23 protein-coding genes are annotated in these 24362 nt (G+C 74.9%); 11 read left to right on the plus strand and 12 right to left on the minus strand.

Annotated elements, in window-relative coordinates:
• The 5 genes from CS2_RS10840 to CS2_RS10860 all read left to right on the plus strand — a co-directional run.
• A partial coding sequence (locus CS2_RS10840; protein WP_501161967.1) for a WYL domain-containing protein occupies window positions 1-304 on the plus strand: 304 nt, incomplete at its 5' end.
• 67 nt (window positions 305-371) lie between these two features.
• Entirely contained in the window at window positions 372-2027 is a 1656-nt protein-coding gene (locus CS2_RS10845; protein WP_070320007.1) for a DNA repair helicase XPB, read from the plus strand.
• Window positions 2024-3046 carry a GNAT family N-acetyltransferase gene (locus CS2_RS10850; protein ID WP_070320008.1) on the plus strand — a complete coding sequence of 341 codons (1023 nt, stop codon included), beginning with the start codon at window positions 2024-2026 and terminating at the stop codon, window positions 3044-3046. Before CS2_RS10845 ends, CS2_RS10850 begins: the two co-directional genes overlap by 4 nt.
• A 131-nt stretch (window positions 3047-3177) precedes the next feature.
• Window positions 3178-5247, plus strand: a complete 2070-nt coding sequence (locus tag CS2_RS10855; protein ID WP_082740095.1) for a TPM domain-containing protein — start codon at window positions 3178-3180, stop codon at window positions 5245-5247.
• 95 nt (window positions 5248-5342) lie between these two features.
• Window positions 5343-6122, plus strand: coding sequence for a PspA/IM30 family protein (locus CS2_RS10860; protein ID WP_046530150.1), 780 nt, complete (start codon window positions 5343-5345; stop codon window positions 6120-6122).
• Between the two features lie 63 nt (window positions 6123-6185).
• Here CS2_RS10860 and CS2_RS10865 read toward each other — a convergent pair whose 3' ends face one another.
• Window positions 6186-6968 (minus strand): type 1 glutamine amidotransferase, encoded by a 783-nt coding sequence (locus CS2_RS10865; RefSeq protein ID WP_070320010.1) that lies wholly within the window; start codon window positions 6966-6968, stop codon window positions 6186-6188.
• A 217-nt stretch (window positions 6969-7185) separates the two neighbouring features.
• Between CS2_RS10865 and CS2_RS10870 the strand changes: the two genes are divergently transcribed.
• Genes CS2_RS10870 through CS2_RS10880 form a run of 3 tightly spaced genes read left to right on the plus strand, consistent with a single transcriptional unit; the run spans window position 7186 to window position 10379 of the window.
• Window positions 7186-7911: a response regulator transcription factor gene (locus CS2_RS10870; protein WP_046530149.1), complete on the plus strand. Its 726-nt coding sequence runs from the start codon at window positions 7186-7188 to the stop codon at window positions 7909-7911.
• Entirely contained in the window at window positions 7908-9614 is a 1707-nt protein-coding gene (locus tag CS2_RS10875; protein WP_233421152.1) for a sensor histidine kinase, read from the plus strand. Before CS2_RS10870 ends, CS2_RS10875 begins: the two co-directional genes overlap by 4 nt.
• A 9-nt stretch (window positions 9615-9623) precedes the next feature.
• Window positions 9624-10379, plus strand: coding sequence for an HD domain-containing protein (locus CS2_RS10880; protein ID WP_070320011.1), 756 nt, complete (start codon window positions 9624-9626; stop codon window positions 10377-10379).
• A 205-nt stretch (window positions 10380-10584) separates the two neighbouring features.
• On the opposite strand, the gene CS2_RS10885 is transcribed toward CS2_RS10880, so the two are convergent.
• Window positions 10585-10875, minus strand: coding sequence for a WXG100 family type VII secretion target (locus CS2_RS10885; RefSeq protein WP_070320012.1), 291 nt, complete (start codon window positions 10873-10875; stop codon window positions 10585-10587).
• A 201-nt stretch (window positions 10876-11076) separates the two neighbouring features.
• Here CS2_RS10885 and CS2_RS10890 point away from each other — a divergent pair, with 201 nt between their 5' ends.
• The 3 genes from CS2_RS10890 to CS2_RS10900 all read left to right on the plus strand — a co-directional run bounded on the left by CS2_RS10890 (window position 11077) and on the right by CS2_RS10900 (window position 14031).
• Window positions 11077-11346 carry a DUF4031 domain-containing protein gene (locus CS2_RS10890; RefSeq protein WP_070320013.1) on the plus strand — a complete coding sequence of 90 codons (270 nt, stop codon included), beginning with the start codon at window positions 11077-11079 and terminating at the stop codon, window positions 11344-11346.
• Between the two features lie 238 nt (window positions 11347-11584).
• Window positions 11585-12808, plus strand: coding sequence for an ATP-grasp domain-containing protein (locus CS2_RS10895; protein ID WP_070320014.1), 1224 nt, complete (start codon window positions 11585-11587; stop codon window positions 12806-12808).
• Entirely contained in the window at window positions 12805-14031 is a 1227-nt protein-coding gene (locus tag CS2_RS10900; protein WP_070320015.1) for an MFS transporter, read from the plus strand. The genes CS2_RS10895 and CS2_RS10900 overlap by 4 nt, the downstream gene beginning before the upstream one ends.
• On the opposite strand, the gene CS2_RS10905 is transcribed toward CS2_RS10900, so the two are convergent.
• From CS2_RS10905 to CS2_RS10950, 10 genes are read right to left on the minus strand one after another with little or no spacing between them, the layout of a single operon-like run.
• Complete coding sequence (locus tag CS2_RS10905; protein WP_070320016.1) at window positions 14021-15238, minus strand: ATP-grasp domain-containing protein; 1218 nt, start codon at window positions 15236-15238, stop codon at window positions 14021-14023. The two genes, CS2_RS10900 and CS2_RS10905, sit on opposite strands and share 11 nt — an antisense overlap.
• A 16-nt stretch (window positions 15239-15254) precedes the next feature.
• Window positions 15255-16262 carry a diiron oxygenase gene (locus tag CS2_RS10910; RefSeq protein ID WP_070320017.1) on the minus strand — a complete coding sequence of 336 codons (1008 nt, stop codon included), beginning with the start codon at window positions 16260-16262 and terminating at the stop codon, window positions 15255-15257.
• A 34-nt stretch (window positions 16263-16296) separates the two neighbouring features.
• Entirely contained in the window at window positions 16297-17778 is a 1482-nt protein-coding gene (locus tag CS2_RS10915; protein WP_070320018.1) for an aldehyde dehydrogenase family protein, read from the minus strand.
• Window positions 17768-18700 carry an isocitrate lyase/phosphoenolpyruvate mutase family protein gene (locus CS2_RS10920; RefSeq protein WP_082740100.1) on the minus strand — a complete coding sequence of 311 codons (933 nt, stop codon included), beginning with the start codon at window positions 18698-18700 and terminating at the stop codon, window positions 17768-17770. The genes CS2_RS10915 and CS2_RS10920 overlap by 11 nt, the downstream gene beginning before the upstream one ends.
• Window positions 18701-18714: 14 nt before the next feature.
• Window positions 18715-19269: a thiamine pyrophosphate-dependent enzyme gene (locus CS2_RS10925; protein ID WP_156442100.1), complete on the minus strand. Its 555-nt coding sequence runs from the start codon at window positions 19267-19269 to the stop codon at window positions 18715-18717.
• Entirely contained in the window at window positions 19269-19772 is a 504-nt protein-coding gene (locus CS2_RS10930; protein WP_070320020.1) for a thiamine pyrophosphate-binding protein, read from the minus strand. The genes CS2_RS10925 and CS2_RS10930 overlap by 1 nt, the downstream gene beginning before the upstream one ends.
• Window positions 19769-20425 carry a CDP-alcohol phosphatidyltransferase family protein gene (locus tag CS2_RS10935; RefSeq protein ID WP_070320021.1) on the minus strand — a complete coding sequence of 219 codons (657 nt, stop codon included), beginning with the start codon at window positions 20423-20425 and terminating at the stop codon, window positions 19769-19771. Before CS2_RS10935 ends, CS2_RS10930 begins: the two co-directional genes overlap by 4 nt.
• Window positions 20422-22359, minus strand: coding sequence for an asparagine synthase (glutamine-hydrolyzing) (gene asnB / locus CS2_RS10940; RefSeq protein ID WP_082740102.1), 1938 nt, complete (start codon window positions 22357-22359; stop codon window positions 20422-20424). Before asnB ends, CS2_RS10935 begins: the two co-directional genes overlap by 4 nt.
• A gap of 1 nt (window position 22360) precedes the next feature.
• Complete coding sequence (locus CS2_RS10945) at window positions 22361-23098, minus strand: phosphocholine cytidylyltransferase family protein (protein WP_070320022.1); 738 nt, start codon at window positions 23096-23098, stop codon at window positions 22361-22363.
• A complete protein-coding gene (locus CS2_RS10950; RefSeq protein ID WP_169798642.1) occupies window positions 23091-24353 on the minus strand; it encodes an ATP-grasp domain-containing protein in 1263 nt (420 codons plus the stop codon). The genes CS2_RS10945 and CS2_RS10950 overlap by 8 nt, the downstream gene beginning before the upstream one ends.
• Window positions 24354-24362 lie beyond the last annotated feature (9 nt).

Raw genomic sequence — 24362 nt, forward strand, 5'->3', positions numbered from 1 at the left:
GGTCGCGGCGCGGCGCACCGCGCCCGGCGCGCGCCCGCGCACCGCACCGGCCCCCGCCGCGCCGGCCGCGGGAACACCCGAGCCCGGGGACGTGTTGGTGGTGCTGCGCGAGGCGGCGCAGTCCCGGACCGCGGTCTGGGTGGACCTGGTCGGACCCGACGGCCGGCCCGAGCGCCGTCTGCTGCGTCCGCTGCGCGTCGAGGGCGGCCGGCTGCGCGCGCTCGACCCGCGCCGCGAGGCCGAGCTGACCGTCGCCGTCCACCGCATCGCCGACGCCACGCCCGCGGACCCCACGACCCCGTGAGACCGCCGGACCCCGCCCCACCGGGCCCCGGGTCCCCGGCCCCGCGACCCGACCACAGGAGAGCCGAGTGCCCGACGGACCGCTGATCGTCCAGAGCGACAAGACCCTGCTGCTCGAGGTCGACCACGACCAGGCCGCCGCGTGCCGGCGCGCCATCGCCCCGTTCGCGGAGCTCGAGCGCGCGCCCGAGCACGTGCACACCTACCGCCTGACCGCCCTCGGGCTGTGGAACGCGCGCGCCGCGGGGCACGACGCCGAGCAGGTCGTCGACACGCTGCTCGAGTACAGCCGGTACCCCGTGCCGCACGCGCTGCTCGTCGACGTCGCCGAGACGATGTCGCGCTACGGGCGCCTGCAGCTGGTCCAGCACCCCGTGCACGGGCTCGTGCTGCACGCGCTCGACCCGGCCGTGCTCGCCGAGGTCACGCGCTCCAAGCGCACCGCGGGCCTGCTGGGCGCGCGCGTCGACGACACGGACGTCGTCGTGCACCCCTCGGAGCGCGGGCACCTCAAGCAGGTGCTCGTGAAGCTCGGCTGGCCCGCCGAGGACCTCGCCGGGTACGTCGACGGCGAGGCGCACCCCATCGAGCTCGCGCAGGACGGCTGGTCGCTGCGCCCGTACCAGGAGCAGGCCGTCGAGGGCTTCTGGCACGGCGGCTCGGGCGTGGTGGTGCTGCCGTGCGGCGCCGGCAAGACGCTCGTGGGCGCGGGCGCCATGGCCAAGAGCTCGACGACCACGCTGATCCTCGTGACCAACACGGTCTCGGCGCGGCAGTGGCGCGACGAGCTGGTGAAGCGCACGACGCTCACCGAGGACGAGATCGGCGAGTACTCGGGGACCCGCAAGGAGATCCGGCCCGTCACGATCGCGACCTACCAGGTGCTGACCACCAAGCGGAAGGGCGTGTACTCGCACCTCGAGCTGCTCGACGCACGCGACTGGGGCCTCGTCGTGTACGACGAGGTGCACCTCCTGCCCGCGCCGATCTTCCGCATGACCGCCGACCTGCAGGCGCGCCGGCGCCTCGGGCTGACCGCGACGCTCGTGCGCGAGGACGGCCGCGAGGACGAGGTGTTCTCGCTCATCGGGCCCAAGCGGTTCGACGCGCCGTGGAAGGACATCGAGGCGCAGGGCTACATCGCCCCGGCCGAGTGCGTCGAGGTGCGTCTCACGCTGCCCGACCACGAGCGCATGACGTACGCGACGGCCGAGCCCGAGGAGAAGTACCGCCTCGCGGCGACCGCGTCGGGCAAGAACGGCGTGGTCGACGCGCTGGTCGCCACGCACGCGGGCGAGCAGACCCTCGTGATCGGTCAATACCTCGACCAGCTGCACGAGCTCGCCGAGCACATCGGCGCCGACCTCATCACCGGGGAGACGCCCGTGCGCGAGCGGCAGCGGCTGTTCGACGCGTTCCGCTCGGGCGAGATCACGAAGCTCGTGGTGTCGAAGGTCGCGAACTTCTCGATCGACCTGCCCGAGGCCTCGGTGGCGATCCAGGTGTCGGGGTCGTTCGGCTCGCGGCAGGAGGAGGCGCAGCGCCTGGGCCGGATCATGCGACCCAAGGCCGACGGCAAGACCGCGCACTTCTACACGGTCGTCGCGCGCGACACGGTCGACCAGGACTTCGCGGCGCACCGTCAGCGGTTCCTGGCGGAGCAGGGGTACGCCTACACGATCGTCGACGCGGAGGACCTCGGGGACCTGGGGGTCGCCCGGTGACGGAGGCCGCTCCGCCCGCGCTCCCGGCCGGGTGGCACGCCCACGCGCCCGGGCCCGACGACGTGGCCGACCTGGACGCGCTGCGGGCACGGCACGAGGTCGCCGCGCACGGCGCACGGTCCGCGAGCGCGGACGCGACGCTCGCGGAGGTCGCGGGCGACGGGGCGCCCACGCGCACGCACGTGGTGGTGCGCGACGCCGCCGGCGAGGCGCGCGGCTGGGCGACGGCGCACGACCGCGCCGCCGGGCGCGTCCTGGTGGCGGTCGTGGTCGACCCCGTGCTGGACGACGCGACGGGCGACGCCCTGGCCGCGGAGCTGTTCGCGTGGGCCGAGCGCGCCGGCGTGGCGCTGGCCCGGTCCCGCGGGCTCGCGCGCACGCAGCTCGACAGCGGCGCGTTCGACTCGGACGCGCGGCAGCAGCGGTGGCTCGCCGCCGCGGGCTACGCGCGCGTGCGCACGTGGTGGCAGATGCGCCGCCCCGTCGGCGACGACGACCGGGGGCTGCGACCGACCGGTCCGGGCGTGCGCGTGCGGCGGCTGGAGCGCGGTGCGGACGGGATGCCCGACGCGGGCGATCTCGTCGCGGCGCACGCGCTGCTGGAGGAGGCGTTCGTCGACCACTTCAACCACCACGAGGAGACGTTCGACGAGTTCCTCGCACGGCTGCGGGCCGACCCCGGGCACCGGTGGGACCACTGGTGGCTCGCCGAGCTCGTCGACGGTGCGGAGCCCGAGCCGGTCGGCGTGCTCGTCGCCGCGGAGGTCACCGCCGACGACGGCCGCGCGACGGGCAGCTACGTCGAGTACCTCGGGGTGCGGCAGTCCGCGCGCGGGCGGGGCGTCGCGCGCTCGCTGGTCGACGCGGTCGTGACGGACGCCGCGGAGCGCGGCCGCGGCCACGTCGGGCTCGAGGTGGACGCGGACTCCCCCACGGGCGCGACCGACCTGTACGTGTCCCTGGGCTTCGCGACGCGCTACGTGACGCAGTCCTGGCACCGGTACGTCGACGCGGACTGACACCCCGGCCCGCCCGGGCCCGACGCGCGCCCGGGCGGGCCGGGGCGGAGGCACGAGGTGCACCGCGCGACAGGAACCGGGAGAGGGCGGGGCGCGTTGCCACGGGTGCCGGCCTGAGAAAGGATCGTCGCGTGCGTCTGGCTCGTCGTGCCCTCGTCCCCGCCGCTGCCCTGGGGGTGGGGGCGGTGCTCGCGGTCGCCCTGGCCGCCCCCGCGGCGGCGGAGCCGCCGTTCGCGTTCCGGTCGACGGTCGTCGACCGGGCCGGTGCGCTGTCCGACGTGCCACGCGTGCAGGAGGCGGTCGACCGGGTCGGTGAGGACACCCCGTACCGGCTGACGGTCGTGTACGTGGACTCGTTCGACGGGCAGTCCGCCGAGGCGTGGGTGTCGGACGCGGCCGAGCTGTCGGGGCTGGGCTCGAGCGACGCGGTGCTGGCCGTGGCCGTGCAGGACCGCGACTTCACGCTCGCGCCGACGTCGCTCGGGACGATCACGTCGTCGCAGCTCGACCGGGTCGCGGCGGACGTGCGCTCCGAGCTGGGGAGCGACGACTGGGACGGCGCCGCCGTGACCGCCGCGGACGGGATCGTCGACGCGGCGGGCGGCGGGTCGGGCGGCGGTGCGTCGGGCGGCTCGTCGGGCGGCGGCTTCGCCGTCGTCCTGCTGCTGGGCCTCGCGGTCATCGGCGGCGTCCTGCTCTTCAGCGTCCTGCGCCGCCGCCGGCAGCCCGCGGGCGTGCTGCGCGACTCGGCGGGGGCGACACGGGCCGCGGGCGCGGTCGACGAGCTCGCGGGGGTCCCGACGCCCGAGCTCGACCGGCGGTCCGCGTCCGCGCTCGTCGCGCTCGACGACGCGCTGCGCTCGTCGGAGGAGGAGCTGGGCTTCGCGCAGGCGCAGTTCGGCCCCGACAGCACGCGCGACTTCGAGGCCGTGCTCGCGCAGGGCAAGCAGCAGCTCACCGAGGCGTTCCGCCTGCGTCAGACGCTCGACGACGACGTGCCCGACACCGACGAGCAGGTGCGCGCGACGTCCGCGCAGATCCTGCGGCTGTGCGCGCAGGTCGAGCAGCACCTCGACCAGCAGAAGGAGGCGTTCGACCGGCTCCGCGCGATCGAGGCCCGGGTCGACGACGCGCTCGACGCGCACGAGCGCGAGCAGCAGCGGCTGCGCGCCCGGGTCGAGCCGGCGCGCGCCGCCGTGGCGGCCCTCGCGCAGCGGTACTCGCCCGACACGCTCGGCTCGGTCGCGGGGAACCCGGACCAGGCGGACCACCTGCTGGGCGACGTCGACGCCGCGCTCGCTCAGGGCCGCGAGCGGTCCGCGGCCGGCGACAAGGGCGCCGCGGTGGGCTTCGCGCGCGCGGCTGAGGAGGCCCTCGGCCAGGCCGCGCGCCTGCTCGACGCGGTGGACTCGGCCGGGGCCGACCTCGCGGTGGCGAACACCCGGCTGGACGCCGGCATCGCGTCGATCACGTCCGACCTGGCCGACGCGGCCCGGCTCGCGGCGGGCGACCCGGCGGTCGCGCCGCACGTCGCCGAGGCACGGGCCGCGCTCGAGGAGGCCGGTGCGGCGCGGCAGGGCACGGGCGACCCGCTCGCGGCGCTGCGACGCCTGACCGCGGCCGAGGCCGCGATCGACGCGGCGCTCGCACCGCGCCGCGACGCCGAGGAGCGGAGCCGCCGCGCGGCCGCGCTGCTGGGCGACACGCTCGGCCGCCTCGAGTCGGCGGTGCGCGCGACGACCGACTACGTGAGCACCCGCCGCGGCGCGGTCGGCCCGCAGGCCCGCACGCGGCTCGCCGAGGCGGACCGGCTGCGGCTGCGCGCGCTCGACCAGCGCGCGACCGACCCCGAGGCCGCGCTCGTCACCGCGCAGCACGGCGAGCAGCTCGTGGCCGAGGCGCAGCGCCTCGCGCAGATCGACGTCGAGAACGCGCAGCGGCGCGACGACGACCGGTACCGCGGCTCGGGCGGGGGCGGCAGCGACCTCGGCGGCATGATCCTCGGGGGCATCCTCATCGACTCGATCCTGCGCGGCGGCGGTCGCGGCGGTGGCGGCTGGGGCGGTGGCGGCGGCAGCTGGGGCGGTGGCGGCGGCTTCGGCGGCGGCGGTCGCGGTGGTGGCTTCGGCGGCGGCGGACGCGGCGGCGGGTTCGGCGGCGGCGGGGGCTTCGGCGGCGGCGGTCGCGGCGGCGGGTTCTGACCGCGACGCGAGGACGAGGCGCCCGCCGCCGACGGCGGGCGCGGCACGGGACACGGACCGACGGTCCGGTCGGCGACACAGGAGGGCACGACACCATGACGGAGAAGCAGTCGATCTTCGGGCGCATCGCCCAGCTCGCACGCGCGAACATCAACGCGCTGATCGACCAGGCCGAGGACCCGCAGAAGATGCTGGACCAGCTCGTGCGCGACTACACGAACTCGATCGCGGACGCCGAGAAGGCGATCGCGCAGTCGATCGGCAACCTGCGCCTCGCCGAGCAGGACTACAACGAGGACGTCGCGGCCGCGCGCGACTGGGGGCAGAAGGCGCTGGCCGCGTCGTCGCGCGCCGACCAGTTCCGGGCCGCCGGCGACGCCGCGAACGCCGACAAGTTCGACAACCTCGCGAAGGTCGCGCTCGGCAAGCAGATCGCCGCCGAGCAGGAGGTCCGCGACGCGGAGCCGATCCTGGCCTCGCAGCGCGAGACGGTCGAGAAGCTGAAGTCGGGCCTCGCGCAGATGAAGGACAAGCTGGGCCAGCTCAAGCAGCGCCGCGACACGCTCGTCGCGCGGCAGAAGTCCGCGCAGGCGCAGCGCCAGGTGCAGGAGGCGATCGGCTCGATCAACGTCCTGGACCCGACGAGCGAGATCGCCCGCTTCGAGGAGAAGGTGCGTCGCGAGGAGGCCTACGCGATGGGCCAGGCGGAGCTCGCGGCGTCGTCGCTCGACGCGCAGTTCGCCGAGCTGGAGTCGGCGGGCGCCGACATCGAGGTCGAGGCGCGCCTCGCGGCCCTCAAGCAGGGCGGCTCGCCGCGGCAGATCGAGGCGACCACGGTCACGCCCGAGATCACGACGGGCACGCAGGACGCCTGACAGCCGCCGGGACGACGACGGGGCCGGTCACCGCGCGGTGACCGGCCCCGTGCGCGCGAGGGGTCAGACGGGCACGCGTCGCGTCGCGGCGCGCGACGCGACGAGGTGCGTGAACGCCTCCGCGACCGCACGACCGGTCGTCTCGACCTCGGCGGCGCGGTCGGCCATCTGCGCGGCGACCGCGTCGGCGTCGACCTCGGGGTGCTGGTCGGCCCAGGTGCGCAGCGTCTCCGCGGTCGCCTCGGGGTGGAACTGCACGCCCCACGCGCTGCCGATGCGGAACGCCTGGAACGGGTACATCGACGACGACGCGAGCCACACGGCGCCGCGCGGCAGGTCGACCACGGCGTCGGCGTGCATGCTCGGCTGCGGGCTCGTGCGCGCCGCGCCCGCGAGCGCGGCGACCGGGCCGAGCAGCGCGTCGTCGGCGGCCTCGGGGCGCCACCGGACGTCGACCACGCCGGCCTCGCGCCCGGGGGGCGCCGCGACCTCGACGCGCCCGCCGCGCGCGACCGCGAGCAGCTGCGCACCGAGGCAGACGCCGAGCGCGGGGACGTCGGTCGCGCTGACGACGGCGAGCAGGTCGCGCAAGGGGCGCAGCCACGGGGCGACGGCGTCGTCGTGCGCGGACATCTGGCCGCCCAGCACGAGCAGGCCGTCGCCGACCTCCGTCGGGCCGGGCACGGGCTCGCCGAGGTCGGCGCGCACGAGGTGCACGTCCACGCCCGTCAGCCACTGCGCGAAGCGGTCGAGGCCGACGTCGGGCGAGCTCTGCACCACGGTCACGCGGGGCGCGGCACCGGACGTGGCGGCGGGCAGCACGCGGTCGTCGAAGTCGAGGGTCACGCTTCCACGGTAGCCGCGCGCACGCGTACCACCGAAGTTCCAGGTCACATGTCCATCACGATCGGCGATCCGCCCGGATCGCCCCGATCCGTCCCCGCGAGCATCCAGGCAGCCTTCAGCAGACTCCCAGACCCACCACCGGCGACCGCCGGCCGGGTCGCACGGTCTCGCAGCCGGTTCCCAGGCGGCGCTCAGGTTCCGGGCGCACGATGGTGCCATGACAGCGTCCGCTGAGCCCGAGGCCCGGCTGCTCGTCGTCGACGACGAGCCGAACATCCGCGAGCTGCTCGCGACGTCGTTGCGGTTCGCGGGCTTCGAGGTGCACGCGGCCGCCGACGGCGGGTCGGCGCTGCGCCTCGCGCGCGACACCGAGCCCGACCTCGTGGTGCTCGACGTCATGCTGCCCGACATGGACGGGTTCGCCGTGACGCGCCGCCTGCGCGAGAAGGGCCAGCACGTGCCCGTGCTGTTCCTCACCGCACGCGACGACACGGCCGACAAGGTGCAGGGCCTGACCGTCGGCGGGGACGACTACGTCACCAAGCCGTTCAGCCTCGAGGAGGTCGTGGCCCGGATCCGCGCGATCCTGCGCCGCACGCAGCCCGACGACGGCGCCGCGTCGAACCTCCTGCGGTACGCCGACCTCGAGCTCGACGACGACACCCACGAGGTGCGCCGCGCGGGCCAGGAGGTCGAGCTGTCCCCCACCGAGTTCAAGCTGCTGCGCTACCTCATGCTCAACCCGAACCGGGTGCTGTCCAAGACGCAGATCCTCGACCACGTGTGGCAGTACGACTGGGGCGGCGACGCGAACATCGTCGAGTCGTACATCTCCTACCTGCGCCGCAAGATCGACCAGCTCACCGACGCGGACGGCCACCGCCTGCCGCCGCTGATCCACACGCGCCGCGGCGTCGGGTACCTGCTGCGCGAGTCGGCGTGACCGGGACCGGGCCCGCGGACGCCCCGCGCGCGCCCGGGCCGCAGGACCGCGACGACGTCGTGCCCCCCGACGCCGCCACGGGCGACGCCGGAGCCGCGGGCGCGGACGAGCGGGCCGCGAGCACGCCCGCCGGAGCCCGGTCGGCGGTCCCCGACGCCGTCCGCCGCGCGTGGCGGACGCTGTCGCTGCAGCGCCGCCTGGTGACGATCACCGCCGTGCTCCTGGGGGCGGGTCTCGTGGTCGCCGGCGTGACCGCCGCGACGCTCCTCGAGCGCAGCCTGCTGGGACCGGTCGACCAGAAGCTCGCGTCCGAGGCGAGGGACGTCGCGAACGACGCCCTGCGGTTCCTCGCCTACGGCGGCGGCACCCTCGGGCCGACCGACTACTACGTGCGCGTGCAGACGTCCACGCAGGACGTGCCGCTGCTCAGCAGCGCGGCCGCGGAGTCCTACGGCACTCCCCTCGTGGACGACCTCTCACCCGCCGCGGCGCAGGCGATCGCGGGCGAGCCGTTCACGGTCGGCTCGTCGCGGGCCGGCTCGTCGTGGCGCGTCGTCGCGTACCCGTTCGACGGCGGCGGCACGTCGGGGTCGGTGGTCGTGGGGCTGCCGCTCAAGGACATCCACCGCACGGTCGCCGCGATGGGCGTCAGCCTCACGTCGTCGGGGCTCGCGATCGTGCTGCTGGGCGTGGTCGCGGGCGGCTGGGCGGTGCGGCGCTCGCTGCGCCCGTTGCGCGAGATCGAGGCGACGGCGGCGGCGATCGCGGCGGGCGACCTGTCGCGTCGTGTGCCGTCGGCGCCGACGTCGACCGAGGTGGGCCGCCTGGGCGAGGCCCTCAACGGGATGCTCGCGCAGATCGAGGAGGCGTTCGCCGCGCGCACCGCCTCGGAGGCGCGGATGCGCCGGTTCGTGGCCGACGCGTCGCACGAGCTGCGTACTCCGCTCGCGGCGATCCGCGGGTACGCCGAGCTCTACCGCATGGGGGCGCTGCGCACGGACGAGCAGGTGCAGGACACGATGCGACGCATCGAGGGGTCCGCGACGCGCATGGGCTCGCTGGTCGAGGACCTGCTCGCGCTCGCGCGCCTCGACGAGGGCCGGCAGGGCCGGCTCGGCCCGGTGGACCTCACGGTGCTCGCGGCCGACGCCGTGAGCGACCTGCGCGCGCTCGACCCGCGGCGGCCGGTGCGGCTGCAGACCCTCGGCGGTGCGACGGCCCCCCGGGTGGTCGTGGGCGACGAGGCCCGGCTGCGGCAGGTGCTGGCGAACCTCGTGGGCAACGCCGAGCGGCACACGCCCGCGGGGACGCCGGTGGAGGTCGCGGTGGGCCCGGGCGACGACGCGACGACCGCGGTGCTGGAGGTCCGGGACCACGGCCCGGGCATCGCCCCCGAGCACGCGGCGCGCGTGTTCGAGCGGTTCTACCGGGTCGACGCGTCGCGGACGCGCGACTCGGGCGGTTCGGGCCTCGGCATGGCGATCGTGGCGGCCATCGTCACGTCGCACGGCGGGCGGGTCGCGGTGCACGAGACGCCGGGCGGCGGCACGACCGTGCGGGTGGTGCTGCCGGTCGACGGCCCGCCAAGCGCGCCGGCCGCCCCGGAGGCGGACCCGCAGCACGCCGGTCCGCAGGACGGACCCCCTGGTGTGCCGCCCGCGACGGACGTGGCTACGATGGCGCGTCCGTCGTCAACCTCGTGAGGCTGTTCCATGGGCGTCCATGACGCACCCGCCTGGCTCCTGCCGGCATTCGCTCGCAACGTCGCGGAGGCCGGTGGCACCGCACCCGCCGACGAGGTCCGCCGCACCGCGGAGGACCTGCTGGAGCGGTGGACGCGCCCCGAGCGGCACTTCCACAACCTCAAGCACCTCGTGGACGTGCTGGCGCGTGTCGACGAGCTCGACGAGGAGGCGCACCACCCCGAGCTGGTGCGGCTCGCGGCGTGGTACCACGGCGCCGTCTTCGACTCGGCGGAGCGCAAGGCGTACGCCAACAAGGGCGGCGAGGACGAGGCCGCGAGCGCGGCGCTCGCCCGCGAGCAGCTGACGGAGCTCGGCGTGCCCGAGGCCAACGCGCAGCGCGTCGCGGCGCTCGTGCAGGCGCTGGTGCGGCACGCGCCGGACCCGCACGACATCGACTGCGCGGTGCTGTGCGACGCCGACCTCGCGATGCTCGCGACCGAGCCGCAGCGGTACAAGGCGTACCTGCACGACGTGCGGTCGGAGTACGCGCACCTGCCGGTCGAGGACTACCTGCGGGCGCGCGTGCGGATCCTGCACAAGCTGCTGGCGCGTCCGTCGCTGTTCGTGAGCCCGCTCGCGCAGCCGTGGGAGGAGCCCGCCCGGCAGAACGTGTCGGCCGAGCTGCAGCGCATCGAGAAGGAGCTCGCGCGGCTCGACGCGCAGCGCGCGGCGCAGACCGCCGACGGGGACGCACCCGACGCGAGCGGCACGACGACACCCTGACGCTTCATGCGTCACGTGTGACGCTCCGCGGCGCCGGGCCGCCCCGCGGCGACGGGCCGCCCCGCGGCGACGGGCCGCCCCGCGGCGACGTCACCGTCCGACGTCGAGGCCCGACATCGAGGCCCGACGTCGCGGTCCGACGGCGCGGTCCGACGGCGCGCTCCGACGACGCGGCCGACGCCCCGCGGAGCGGCGCGCGACGGCGTCAGTGCGCGAACAGCCGCGCGGCGTGCGCCTCGGCCTCGGCGTAGGTGCGTGCCGCGGCCTGCATCGCCGCGGCGATCTGCGCGAGCGACTGCTCGACGCGCGCCTGCGTCGCGTTCCACTCCGCGACGACCGCGCCGAACTGGCCGGCCGCACCGCCGCGCCACGACGTCTGCAGCTCGACGAGCTGGCGCTGCATCGCCGACACCTCGGCCTGGATGCTCGCGGACCGCGCGAGCACGGCCGCCGCCGACCCGTCGAGCTGTGCGCTGTCGACCTCGTACCTGCTCATGGACGCCCTCCTGAGGGCCGTCGGGGCCGCGGGTGCGGCTCGGGACGACGGCACGGCCGACGCTAGGCGCGCCGCCGGAGGGCACGACCGGCCCGGGGGTGCGGCGGTGGACGCGACGCACGTGCGACGCGCTGGGGGCGGCCGGGCGGCCCGCGAGTCACGGGTCGTGGGCCGCGTGCCCGGGCGACGTACCCTCGCCCGGTGACCGTGCTCGTCGACCCGCCGCTGTGGCCCCGCCACGGCACCGTCTGGGGCCACCTCGTGAGCGACGCGTCGTACGCCGAGCTGCACGCGTTCGCGCGCCGCGCCGGCATCCCGCGCCGGGCGTTCGACCACGACCACTACGACGTGCCGGTCGAGCGCTGGGACGACGTCGTCGCGCTGGGCGCCCAGCCCGTCAGCACGCGCGACCTCGTGCGGCGCCTGCGCGCGTCGGGGCTGCGGGTGACGGCGCGCGAGCGCCGCGTGTGACGGACCGCCGGGGCTCGCCGACGGGCTCGCGGCACGCCGCGACTCGCCGACGAGGCCGTCGTGGCAGGGCTCGCGCCTGGCGGGACGCGGTCGGGGACGTGTGCACCGTCCCACGACGCAGGTCGTCGGCACGCGAGCGCCGTGCCGCCGCAAACGCGACATCTCGCCCCGCCTCTCGATGCGGTACCGTGACGGCCATCAGCAGTGCTAGGCCCCGACGACTCCGGTGACTGCCCTCATGACGACTCTCGTCCTGAACCGCTTCCAGCTCTCCCGTACGGACTACCGCGCGTGGGCCGGGGACGAACCGCTCGTGCTCGTGACGAGCGCCGCCGGGCTCGCCGGCTCACCGACGCCCGAGGGCTACCTGCACGTCGAGGTGGTCGACGACTACGAGGGGCCGCACGTCGAGCTCGTCGCGCACCGACTCCACGGCCATCACGCGTTCTCGCGTGTGCTCGCGATGTCCGAGTGGGACCTGGTCCGGGCCGGGCGGCTGCGGGATGCATGGGGCCTGCCGGGGCCGGGCGAGCACGACGCGCTGCTCTTCCGCGACAAGGTCGCGATGAAGGTCGCGCTCGCCGGTGCGGGCGTCCCCGTCGCCCGCTGGCGACAGGTCGACGACCCGACAGACCTGCGGCGGGCCGCCGACGAGCTGGGCTACCCGTTCGTGCTCAAGCCCCGTCGCGGCGCCGCGTCGGTCGGCGTCGACGTCGTCCGCGGTGAGGCGGACCTGCTCCGGTGCGCCACCGGCGCCCGGCTCGGCGTCGGCGACGTCCCGGCGGACCTGGTGGCCGAGGAGTTCGTCTCCAACGACCTGCTGCACGTCGACGGCATCGTCCACGCGGGCGACGTGGTCCTGTCCTGGCCCACCGCGCAGAGCGCGTCATGCCTCGACATCACCCACGGCCGCGCCCAGGTCAGCGTCCACCTCGACGACGACGACCCCGCGCTCTCGGGGATCCAGGACCTCACCGCACGCGCGCTCCACGCGCTCGGCGTGCCGTCCTCGAGCCTGTTCCACGCCGAGGTCTTCGACGTGGGCGGCGAGCTCGTCGTCAACGAGGTCGCCGCCCGGGTCGGCGGCGCCAAGATCAGGGACCAGATGATCCGCGCGTTCGACGTCGACCCGGTCGAGTGGCACGTCCGCGACGTGATGGGGGGCCCCGTGCCCCCCCTTCCGGAAGCACCCGCCCGACGCGCCGGGTACGCCCTGGTCCCGACGCGCGCCGGGACCATCACGCGCCTCGACGACCTGGATCTCCCGGGGTCCATCGTGCTGGCCGACGTCCCGCACGCGGTCGGCGACGTCCTGGCAGCCCCCGCGGCGACCACGTCCGCCCTTGCGTCGTTCGTGTGCGTCGGGACGCGGCGCTCCCGCGTCGCGGACGACCTGCACCGGGTCGTCGGCGACTTCGAGGCGTCCATCGTCGTCGAGCCGGCGGAAGCGGTCGGAGCGTGAGGGGCACGACCGACGACGTCGTCCTCATCGAGGAGCCCGGCGTCGTCCGGCGGTTCATCGCCGCGCGCTCCGTCGCCATCCTGGGCGACCAGACCGTCACCTACTTCGTGCCGATCGCGGTGTACGGCGCGACCCGGTCCGTCACCACGTCCGGCGTCGCCTTCCTCGTCCAGTGGCTCCCCCGCATCGTCTCCACGCCGTTGTCAGGCGCCGTGGTCGACAGGTTCCCGCCGCGCGCCCAGCTGGTGGTCGTCGACCTGCTGCGGGCCGCCCTGCTCGGGGGCGCGGCACTGACCGGCTCGATCTCGGCACTCGTCGTGGCCAGCGGCCTGGCGACGCTCCTCAACGGCCACTCCACCATCGCCGTCGAGAGCATCCTCGGGCGCCAGGTCCCACCCGACGCCTACCCCCGGACGCAATCGGACTTCCAGGCCGCCCAGCAGCTCGTGACAGTCGCCGGCCCGGCTCTCGGCGGCGCCCTGGTCGCGGCCCTGCCCACCGACGCCGGTCTGGCCGTGATCGCCGCGGTGTTCGTGCTGTCGGGCGCGTGGACGGGCGCCGGCTTCCGGGCGCTCGGACGCGGCACCGTCGGCGCGGGCGAGTCGTCGGTGGCCGCGCGGCTGCGCACCGGCGTCCGGACCGTGCTGACGAGCCGCGCGACCCTCGCCCTGGTCGGCGTCACGCTCTGTGTCAACCTCGTGGGGAGTCTCGCGCTCGCCTCGCTCCCGCCGATCGTGGCCGGGTCGCTCGGCGAGCCCGACGCGGCCGTCGGCGTCCTCGCCGCCGCGGCCACGGTGCTGAGCCTCGGCGCCGCAGTCATCGTCGGCCGCGTCACGGCGGCACGCCCCGTCGACGTCGTGCTGCCCTGGGTCCTCGGCGCGCTCGCCATCAGCGCGGTCCTCATGGTCGTCGCGCACCACGTGGTCGTGATGGGCATCGGGTACGGGCTCTGGAGCGCGGGCGTCACCGCCTTCGCCGTCTGGATGCGCACCTGGCGGGTGCGCCTCATCCCGCGTGAGCACCTCGGGGCGGGCCTGGGTGTGTTCGTCTCGCTGATCATGGTCACCGCACCGCTCGCCGGGCTCGTGCTCGCGACCGTGGGCGAGCGGATCGGCCCCCAGGCGACCCTCGCCGCGGCGGCTCTGGCGTCGGCGCTCGCCGTCGTGCCCGCCTACCGCCGGTTCCGGCGCGAGACCGCCCTGCACCCGGACGTCACGGGGTGACGAGGACGGCCTCCCGCAGCAGGCCTCGCGTCCGGTCGAGCGCCGCGAGCAGGGCCGCGTGGTCACCACAGTCGAGCAGCACGGCCCCCAGCCGGTCTGCGGAGCTACGCGGCGGGCGCACCTGCGCGCCGTCCGGGATGCGCTGGCGCGCCGACCGGACCCCCGGCAACGCGGCGACGGCGTCGAACCCCGTGCCCTGCAGCACCCCTTCCTGCGGCGCGACCGCGTAGACCACGGCGCTCTCTCGCGCGACGGCGTCGGCCGGCACGACGAGCTCCTCACCCAGCAGCACGCCCAGCACCGCGTCGAACCAGTCGAAGCCCGCCGCGACGCAGATGGCGTCGACGATGTGGTCGCCCGGCATCCGGACCATCGCCTCCATCAGCACCGGGACGTCGTGGCCGTCGTCGTACCGGAACTCCACCGAGACGATCCCGTCCTGCATGCCCATCCCCCGGACGACCGCCGCGCCCAAGTCCCGCGCGGCCGCCGCGAGGACGGGGTCACGGCGCCCGAACGCCACCTCGTGCGCCAGCTCGACGAACTCCGGAGGGCCCGTCGTCGTCTTGCGCGTCACGTTGTCGACCCGCACCTGCCCGTGCTGCACGACCGCTTCCCAGCTGTACTCCTGCGCTGTCACGTACTGCTCGAGGAGCACGGGCTCGGCCCCGCGCCGTGCGACGACGTCGCGCCAGCCCGCGGCGTCCCGAACGAGCTCCACACCGTCGCTCCCCGACGACGACAGCGCCTTGACCACCACGGGCAGGCCGATCTCGTCGAGGTCCGTGAACGAGGCGAGCGGCGCGGCGACGACGCTGCGTGGGTGCCCGACGTCCGCGGACCGCAGCAGAGCCCGCTGCAGCGACTTGTCCCGCGAGACGAGCGCGGCGTCGAGACCCGTGCCCGGCAATCCGAGGACTCGCTGGACGGCCGCGGCGGCCACCACCTGGTGCTCCGCGAAGGGCAGCACCGCGACGGGGCGCATCCGCTCGGCGAGCGCGAGCGCGGGACGCACCCACGCCACGTCGCTGGCCGCGACGCCGTCCGGCACCTCCTCGGTCGCCACCACGCAGGCGTGCTCCCGCGCGAGCGTCGCCGCCCGCGCGGCCGTCTCGACGAGCGCGACCCGCAGGCCGCGCCGTGCCGCGGCGCGCAGGTAGGGCTCCCCCATCACGCCGCACCCCACCATCAGGACCGTGCTGGTCATGCCACCTCCGTGGACGTCACGCACGCGGGACGAGGTCGTGTTCCCGCGCGAGGTCAAGGGCACGAGGGTCGTCGAACACGCCCACGTCGTCCAGGTAGCCGAGCAGGCGGGCGGCCGTCGCGCGGTTGTACGAGGCCCGGACCTGCTCGTCGAACGTGTCCGCGAGGACCTCGTTGACCTCGTCGCGGCTCAGCCCGTACCCGAGGAGCTCGTCCCCGACGTCGGCGGTGTCGGGGCGCAGGAAGACGTCGATGAGCTCGGGGAACAGGCACGCCGCGAATCGGCGCTCACCGGCGTCGAGCGCCGCCCACAGGTGCCGCAGGTACTGCGCGAAGTAGGCGTGGTGCCGCCCCTCGTCGACCGCGTGGTCGCGGACGAGGGCGGCGACCGACGGTTCGACCGAGGTCGACCGTGCGACGTCCGTCAGCGTCGCCGAGATGAGCGTCTCGGACACGATCGTGAAGAGCAGGTCGACCAGCCCCGCGAGCGACGGGTCGTGCCTGGCCTTCAGCGCATCGAGCCGCACGAGGAAGAAGGGACGCCCCCCTCGCGGCGCGATGCCCGTGCGTGCGGTGACCTGCCGTCCGAGGTCCACCGAGAACAACGCGTGGTACGCCTCGTCGGTGTAGATGCGCAAGGCGTCGAAGCGCATCTCGTCCGGCACCGGGACCTCGATGCTGCCGTGAGCGATGCCCAGCACGACGTGGTTGACGACCAGGTACTCGAGCTTCGCCGTGAAGCCGAGGTAGCGGTGCAGCTGCTGCGTGAGCAGCCTGCGGCGCAGCTCCGGACGCAGCCGCCCGACGACCGGGTGCCCTGCGACGGGGACGAGGTCCTCAGGGAACAGGTCGAGCTCGGTCGACGCCAGGACCCTGCGCGGGCTCGAGCGCACCGACGCGCTGCGGTCCCACGCGGCGAACGGGCTGCGGTACCCCGGGGTCGCGGCGCCGTCCCGGCGCAGCGCCGCGACGGGGCAGAACGCCGCCGCGGCGCAGCCGGTGAACAGTCCCACCGTGCCGCACATGTCTTCCTCCCCTCCCGTGGCGCCCCCGCTCCCGTCAGGAGAGGTCGAGGGTCACCGTCCGGATCTCCGTGTAGAAGTCCATCGCCTCCGGCGAGCACTCGGCGGCGCCGTGCTGCGACGCCTTGGTCCCGACGTGCGGCATGTGCGGAAACGCCCCGGTGCCCGCGCGGTTGACGTGCAGCATCCCGGCCCGCGCGCCGGCGACGAAGCGACCCACCGTGCGGAGGTCGTGGGTGAACAGCGCCGCCGACATGCCGTACTCGACGCCGTCGAGCAGCGCGAGCGCCTCGTCGAACGTCCGGTAGCGGTGCACCACGAGCACGGGACCGAAGACCTCGGACGTGGCGAGCTCCGCGTCCGGCGGCAGGTCCACGACCACGGTCGGCTGCATGTACCAGCCCGCGAGACCGGGGACGCGGCCGCCGCCGAGGACGACGCGTCCACCGTCGCGCGCGGCTCGCTCCACGGCCGCGACGCACCGCTCGAGACTGGCCTCGTCGACCAGGGGCCCGAGGTCGGAGGTCTCGTCCTGCGCAGGACCGACCCGCAGCGCCGCAGCGCGCTCCCGCACGAGCGAGACGAGCCGGTCGGCGACGTCCTCGTGGACCAGAAGCCTGCTGGTCGCCGAGCACCGCTGCCCGGACTGGCCGAACGCACCGCTCACCACGGCGTCCGCCGCCCGCCCCAGGTCCGCGTCGGCCTCGACGACGACCGCGTTCTTGCCGCCCATCTCGAGCTGCAGGCGTGCCAGGCGGTCGGTGGCCTCGCGCGCGATGCTGCGCCCCGTCGCGACGCTGCCCGTGAAGGAGACGCCAGCCACGAGCGGGTGCCGGACCAAGGCCGACCCCGTCGAGCCGCCGCCGTGGACGAGACCCACGGCGCCCGCGGGCGCGCCGGCCTCCGAGGCCAGCTCGACGAGCGCCTGCGCGCTGAAAGGCGCCAGCGGCGAGGGCTTGACGACGACCGGGCACCCGGCGACCATCGCCGGCCCGAGCTTCCACGCCGGGATCGCCAACGGGAAGTTCCACGGCGTGACCAGCGCGACGACCCCGATGGGCACACGAGTCGTCAGGCACGCCGTGCCCGGCAGGTCGGCGGGTAGGGTACGCCCCCCGAGCCGGCGCCCCTCCCCCGCGGCGAACCTCAGGACGTCGGTCGCGCGAGCGACCTCCTCCCGGGCGTCGCGCGCGGGCTTGCCGTGCTCGCGCGAGACGAGTGCGGCGAGCCGGCGCGCATCGCGCTCCACGAGCCCGGCGAGACGCTCGACCACACGGCCCCGCGCCACAGGGGTCCACGCCCCCCACCCGCCGGCCGTGGCGTCGGCGGCACGCACCGCGCGGTCCACCACCTCGTCCGTCGCGACGGGCACGACCCCGACGCGCACGCACGGGCGGGCCGGGTCCCGGCGCTCGATCTCGCGTGCACCCGCACCGGCGTCCCACGAGCCCGCGACGAGGTGTGCGCCACGCAGGACCTCCTCCGCCGCGCGGGAGACGGGTGCGGCGTCAACCCGCATGCGCCGCCGCCCAGTCGAACGCGAGGTCGGCGTCCACCTGGGCGGCGACGCCGCGCCCCACCTGCTCGAACCGCTTCTCCGCCTCGAGCATGCGCGCCGTCCCCTGCAGTCCGAAGACGTCCGACAGGGGGACGAGCCTGCTCTCCACCGCCGACGCGCACCCGTGACGAAGGATCGCGGCGAAGGTCTCCCTGGTCGAGGCGATCGCGCTGCGCAGCCCCTGGTTGGCGTAGATGGCGAGCGACACCCCCGCGGCGTGGAGCTCGTCCATCGTGGTGCTCGCGTAGGTCGTCGGGACCGCGACCACCGGGACGTCCCCGGTGTAGTGGTCGCAGAACGCGACCACCTCGTCGGGCACCGCCAGCTTGGAGTGGACCAGCAGGGCGTCCGCCCCCGCCAGCTCGTACGCGCGGGCCCGGCGCAACGCCTCCTCGAGGCCGTGACCGGCGATGAACGCCTCGATGCGCGCGACGACCACGAAGTCGGCGCTGCGCCGCGACGCCACCGCCGCGGCGATCTTGCCGGCGAAGTCCTCGATCGGCACGAGCTGCTGCGGACCGGCGACGAAGCTGTTGAGCTTCGGGAACGTCTTGTCCTCGATGCAGACGCCGGCGATCCCCGCGGCCTCGTAGTCCTGCACCATGTGGATCACGTTGGTGATGCCCCCGAAGCCGGAGTCGCAGTCCGCCAGCACGGGGATGCCGACCCGGGCGGCCATGGCCGCCGCGGTCGAGAGGCACTCAGTCACGCTGAGGACGTTCGCGTCCGGCACGCCCATCGACGCGGAGATCTCGAGCCCGCTCGCCCACACGACGTCGAACCCCGCCTCCTCGACGAGCGCAGCGGTCAGGGGGTTGTGCGCACCGGCCGCCGTCGCCAGCCGGTCACCGTGCAGTAGCTGCTTCAACGCGGACTTCGTCATCCGGATCTCCTCGGTCAGTCGTGACGTGCGGTGGTGGCCGCGGCGTGCGCAGCGAACCTGTCGCGCAGCTGGTGCGGCGTGAGCGTGATGCGAGGGCCGACGGGTGCGTCACGCGCGTCGACCCGCGCGTGGACGAACGCCGGGAACGTGTCGAGCACCAGCGGTCGCGTCGGGTCGTCGAGGCTCAGGGTCCGGCGGTAGCCAAGTGACCGGGCGAGCCCGAGGGGGTCGCGCACCGGGACGGTGCGCTGCCCGCCCGTGCTCTGGTGCCGGCCGTTGTCGAGCACCACGTGGACCAGACGCGCACCGGCGACGGCGGCGGTCAGGGCACCGCTGAGGTTCATGGCGAACGACCCGTCTCCGTCGATGGCGACGACCGTGCGTCCGGGCAGTGCGAGCGCGATGCCGGTGGCCACGGGGGCGGCCATCCCCATCGACCCCACGAGGTAGAAGGTGCCCGGCCGGTCGCCCGCGTTGAACAGGTCACGGGAGACGTACCCGCACGTCGACACGTAGAGGGCGTCGGGCAGCGCACGTCCCAGCGCGGCGAAGACGTCCCGGTACTGCATCACAGGCCCCTCGTGACGAGCAGTGCGGCCGGGCGGCCGGCCTCGAGGTGGGCCGCCACCGCACGGACGGACCGGCCGGGCCGGGCCTCGTCGAGCACCACCGGGGCGATGGCCACGACGTCCAGGAGCGCGACGAGCTCGCGACCGATCACGTCGTGCTCGACGGCGTCCCGCCCGTCGTGGCCGCGCCAGCTCACGACCAGGAACGGGTGGATCCCGTAGATGAGCGTCAGCGACGTCAGCACGTTGAGGCAGTAGCCCAGGCCGGAGTTCTGCATGAGCACGACGGGCCGCCGTCCCGCGAGCGCGGCGCCGACGGCGAGCCCCACCGCGGTGTCCTCGCGCGGTGCCGGCACGTAGTCGATCTCGGCGACGCCCGCCTCGAGCTCCGCGAACACTCCTGCGAGCAACGAGCACGGGACGCCCGTCGCCCAGTCGACGCCCTCGTGCACCAGCGCCGCGAGCACCTTCTGCGCCGTCGCCGTCACCGTCGGGACGCTCACCGGTCCACCTCCGTGAGGGCGAGGACCACGAGGAGCCCGATCAGCAGCGTCGCGGCGACCATGAAGCCCGTGAACCAGCGGCCCCGCAGCTTGGGCACCCGCAGCGTGGAGACGTTGAGGAGCGCGAGCACCACGAGGGTCACCGCCCCCGCGGCGCCGGCCGCGCGGGGCGTCACGAGCCAGGCGGCAGCGAGCACGGCACCGAGGACGAACGGCGAGTAGAACACCGGCAGCCCGGTGAACGCGCCGTCGGCGAGCCCGAAGGCGTTGAAGTAGGCCAGCCTGACGGTGCTCGCGACGACGACCACGACCGCGGCCGCCAGCGCGCCGGGATGCCACGACGCGACGGCGGCGACGAGGACGGCGGGCCCCACGCCGCTGCACACGACGTCCGCCAACGAGTCCAGCTCCGTCCCGACGCGCGACATGTACGCCGGCCGCTCCCTCGTGCGACGGGCAACGGGGCCGTCGACGCAGTCGAGGACGACCGCCAGCACACCCAGGGCCGCCGCGAGCGCGAAGGACCCCGTGACCGCGGCGTGCACGCCGGCGAGTCCGCTGACGAGCCCGAGGACCGTCACCAGGTTCGCGGGATCGCGCAGGAGCGAGGTGATCGTGGGGGCGGAGGTCGACTCCGCGAGGCCGGCACTCATGCCTCCACCACGTTCCTCAGCCACAGCTCGACGTTGAGGTACATCCAGACCTTCTTCCCGTAGAAGTCGTGGTCGAGGTCCTGCGGGCGCGCGAGGAAGCGCTCCATGGCGGTGACGTCGAAGATCCCGCGGCGGGCGACGGAGGGATCGAGGAGGACCGCGCGGGCCTCGTCGAGCATCCCGTCGCGCATCCAGTCGTCCAGCGGCGTGGGGAAGCCCATCTTCTTGCGCGTCGTGAGCTCGCGCGGCAGGTAGCGGGCGGCGACGTCCCGCAGGAGCGCCTTGCTGGTGTCGAGCTTCTCCGACGCCTCGAAGGCGGGGGTGACGACCGAGCGCAGCCGCGCGGCCGTGCCCCGCCACGGCATCTTGAACCGTCGAGGCATCCGGACGAACGTCTCGACGAGCTCGTGGTCGACGAACGGGACGCGCCCCTCGAGGCTGGCTGCCATGCCGACGGCGTCGACCTTGTCGAGGATCGCCCCGATGTGCAGGTGCTGGAACGCGTGAAGCACGGCGTCGTACGGGTCGACGTCAGCGGTGCGGGCGAACGACTCCTCGAACGGCCGCCGGGTCGCCCGGTCGTCCTGCAGCGCGGCGCGCACGTCGGGGGTGAAGAGTTCCGCCTTCTCCTCGAAGGGCACCCAGTGGTACATCCGGTAGAAGTGCTCGAGGTGCGTCCGCGCGTCGATCTGGCTGAGCACGTCCGTCTGGCGACGGGGCCGTGACCGCGCGATCGCCTCGGACCAGCGGTCGGGCAGCACCGCCCGCAGCGCACGGATCTTGGCCCAGTCCAGCGGTGAGCGCATCACCCGGCCGTAGCCGCCGAACAGCTCGTCGGCCCCGTCCCCGCACAGCGCGACGGTGACGCTGCCGCGCATGCGCCGCGACAGCTCGAGCACCGCGATCTCCTGCGGGATCGACAGCGGCGCGTCTCGCTGGACGATGAGGGGGACGAGGCCGGCGCGGTACTCGGCGGGCCCCATGACGAGGTGCTCGTGCTCGGCACCGACCACGTCGGCGACCGCCTGCGCGTACCGTCCCTCGTCGTAGGCCCCGTCGCCGTACCCGACCGAGAACGTCCGCACCGGCCGGTCCGCGAACCGCGACATCATCGCGACGACGAGGCTCGAGTCCAGGCCGCCGCTGAGGTAGGCGCCCAGCGGCACCTCGGACACCATGCAACGGCGCACCGAGCGCAGCAACATCTCGTCGGCCAGGTCGAGCCACTCCTCGCGTGAGCGGGTCTCGTCGACCTCGGGCACCGGGAGCTCCCAGAACGCGCGCTCGCGTGCGCCGCGCGCGTCGAACTGCACGACGTGGCCGGGCAGCACCTTGCGGACGCCCTCGAGGTAGGGGACGTCCCACACGGCCTGCCGGAACGTGAGGTAGCTCGAGATCCCCGGCAGGTGGGCACGCCGTTCAAACCCCGGGTGTGCGAAGAGCGACTTCATCTCGGAGCCGAAGACCACCCGGTCCCCGACCCGGGTCCAGTACAGCGGCTTGATGCCCAGGTGGTCGCGGGCCAGCGTCAGGGTGCGGGTGCGGGGGTCGTGCACGGCGATGGCGAACATACCGGTGAGGTGGTCGACGACGCCGTCGCCCCACTGCAGGTACCCACGCAGGACGGACTCGGTGTCGCTCTCGGTGAGGAACCGGTGGCCGGACGCCTCGAGACGGGAGCGCAGCTCGCGGTAGTTGTAGATCTCCCCGTTGAAGACGAGCGCGACACCTGTCGCGTCGTCGACCATCGGCTGGTGCCCGTGCGGCACGTCGATGACGCTGAGCCGGGTGAAGCCGAGGCCGACGGCACCGTCGACGTGGTAACCGGTCTCGTCGGGCCCGCGGTGCAGCAGGCACGTGGTCATCGCCTTGAGGGTCGTCTCGTCGGTGAACGGCACGCCCCGCGTCTCGTAGACACCCGCGATCCCGCACATGTCAGGCTCCCTTCGTGGCCGGGCGGCGGGTCCGCGAGAACCGCGCGAGCGCGGCCCGGTGGTCCTCGGGCGTGTCGATCTCCGCCCACGACCCGCGCGCGACGGGCACGAGCCGTGCGTCGAGGTGGCCGGTGAGCCCGTGGAGGACGCTCGTGAAGTAGTCGTCGCGTCCACGGCCCGCGTCCCGCTCGCGACGCACCGCGTCCGCGAGACGTCCGGCTGCCGTGGCGGACGCCCGCATGATCCCGACGTAGTTGCCGTCGCACCTGGCGGTGGGGACCTGGTTCCCGAGCTCGACGCGCCCGTCGGGGTGACGCAGGACGCGCATCGTCCCCTCCAGGCGCGACGTGGTGTCGACGAGCAGCGCGAGGTCGCCGGGCGCCTCCCAGAGGTCGGTCATGACGGGGTCGTCCACGACGACGTCACCGAAGATCAGCGCGGTGTCGTGACCGTGCAACAGCTCGGCGTGGGCCGCGAGCGTCCACAGATTGTTCGAGGTGGCGTAGTCGTGGACCACGTGCGTCGTGGCGAGACCGCGGACCTCGCGCTCGACGAGCTCCCGCCGGTGCCCGACGACGACGTGCACGTCGTCCACCCCCTGCGCGGCGAGCTGGGACAGGACGCGGCGGACCAGCGAGACGCCGTCGATCGTCAGCAGGCACTTGGGCAGGCCGTCCGTGACGTCGCGCGCACGCGTCCCTCGTCCCGCGCACAGCAGGACCGCGCGCCGCTCAGACATACTCGAGCTCCCCGGCGACGTCGGCCCACCGGAACTCGAGGGCCGCCGCCGCGCGCTCGGCGTGCCGCAGGGCGTCGTCCGCGTCGCGCCCGGTGGCGATGACGTGGGCGACGCGGTCGCGGTTCGACCCGTGCGAGAAGCACACGTCCCCGACGACGTTCTTCACGTGGACCTCGTGCACGTTCGGGGCGGCGGCCGCCTCGGCGACGCCCGACACGCCCTCGAGGCGACCCTTGTCCGGCATCTCGACGAAGCGCACGGCGGCGGCGGGTGCTCGCGCGGCCGTCGGCTTCGGCGCAGGGAGGCCGACCGCCGCGGCCATGTGGAGGGCCGTGAGGTCGATCCCCGTCGCGAGCCGCACCAGCTCGGGCACGCGGTCACCGCCGACGCGCGCGTTGACCTCGACCAGCCGGGGTGGACCGCCGTCGGCGGCGAGCTTCACCTCGACGTGCGCGGGACCCCAGGTCAGTCCCACGGCCGCGAGCGCGTCCTCCGCCGTCGACCGGACGCGACGCTCGGCGGCTTCGTCGAGCGGGGCAGGGAACCGGTGCGCCAGCTCGACGAAGTACGGGAGCGGGCCGCTGGACTTCGACGTCACGCCGACGGCGCGTCCGGCGAACGTCTCGACGGAGTACTCGGGACCGTCAAGGTACTCCTCGACGACGACGTGCTGCGCAAGGCGGACGCCGAGGTACGTCGCGGTGCCGCGGATGCGCTCGGCGACGCGCCGCACGGTCGCGAAGTCGTCGCAGCGTCGGACCAGGACGCTGCCGGTGAGGTCGACCGGTTTGAGCACGACCGGGAGGCCGATCCGCTGCGCAGCAGCGACCGCGGCGTCGGCGTCGGCGACGACGGCGTGCCTCGGGTTGAGGTGCGGCGCCGTCCGCGCGACGGCCGCGCGCATCGACCCTTTCGACCGGCACGCGGCCACCGCGTCCGACGCGGGCCCGGGCAGCCCCAGCTGCTCGGCGGCGCGCGCGGCGGTCCAGGTGAAGTACTCGTACACCGACGTCAACCCCACGAGGTCGCCGCCCGCGACGTGCCGGGCCGCCGCGACGACCGCGTCGGGGTCGGACGTGTCGGCCTCGACGAGAGCGGTCCCGATCGCGGCGTAGTCGTCCAGCAGGAACCCGTCGAGCTTGGCGACGCGGTCCACCAGGACGGTGGTCCGGTAGCCCCACGACGCCAGGAGCCGCGCCGCGTCCTGCCCGGCACCTGTCCGCGGGGATTCCACCATGACGACGTGTCCAGCCACACGGTCCTC

This window comes from Cellulomonas iranensis NBRC 101100 = JCM 18110, from assembly GCF_001552375.1.
In the GTDB taxonomy this organism is placed as follows: Bacteria; Actinomycetota; Actinomycetes; order Actinomycetales; family Cellulomonadaceae; genus Cellulomonas; species Cellulomonas iranensis.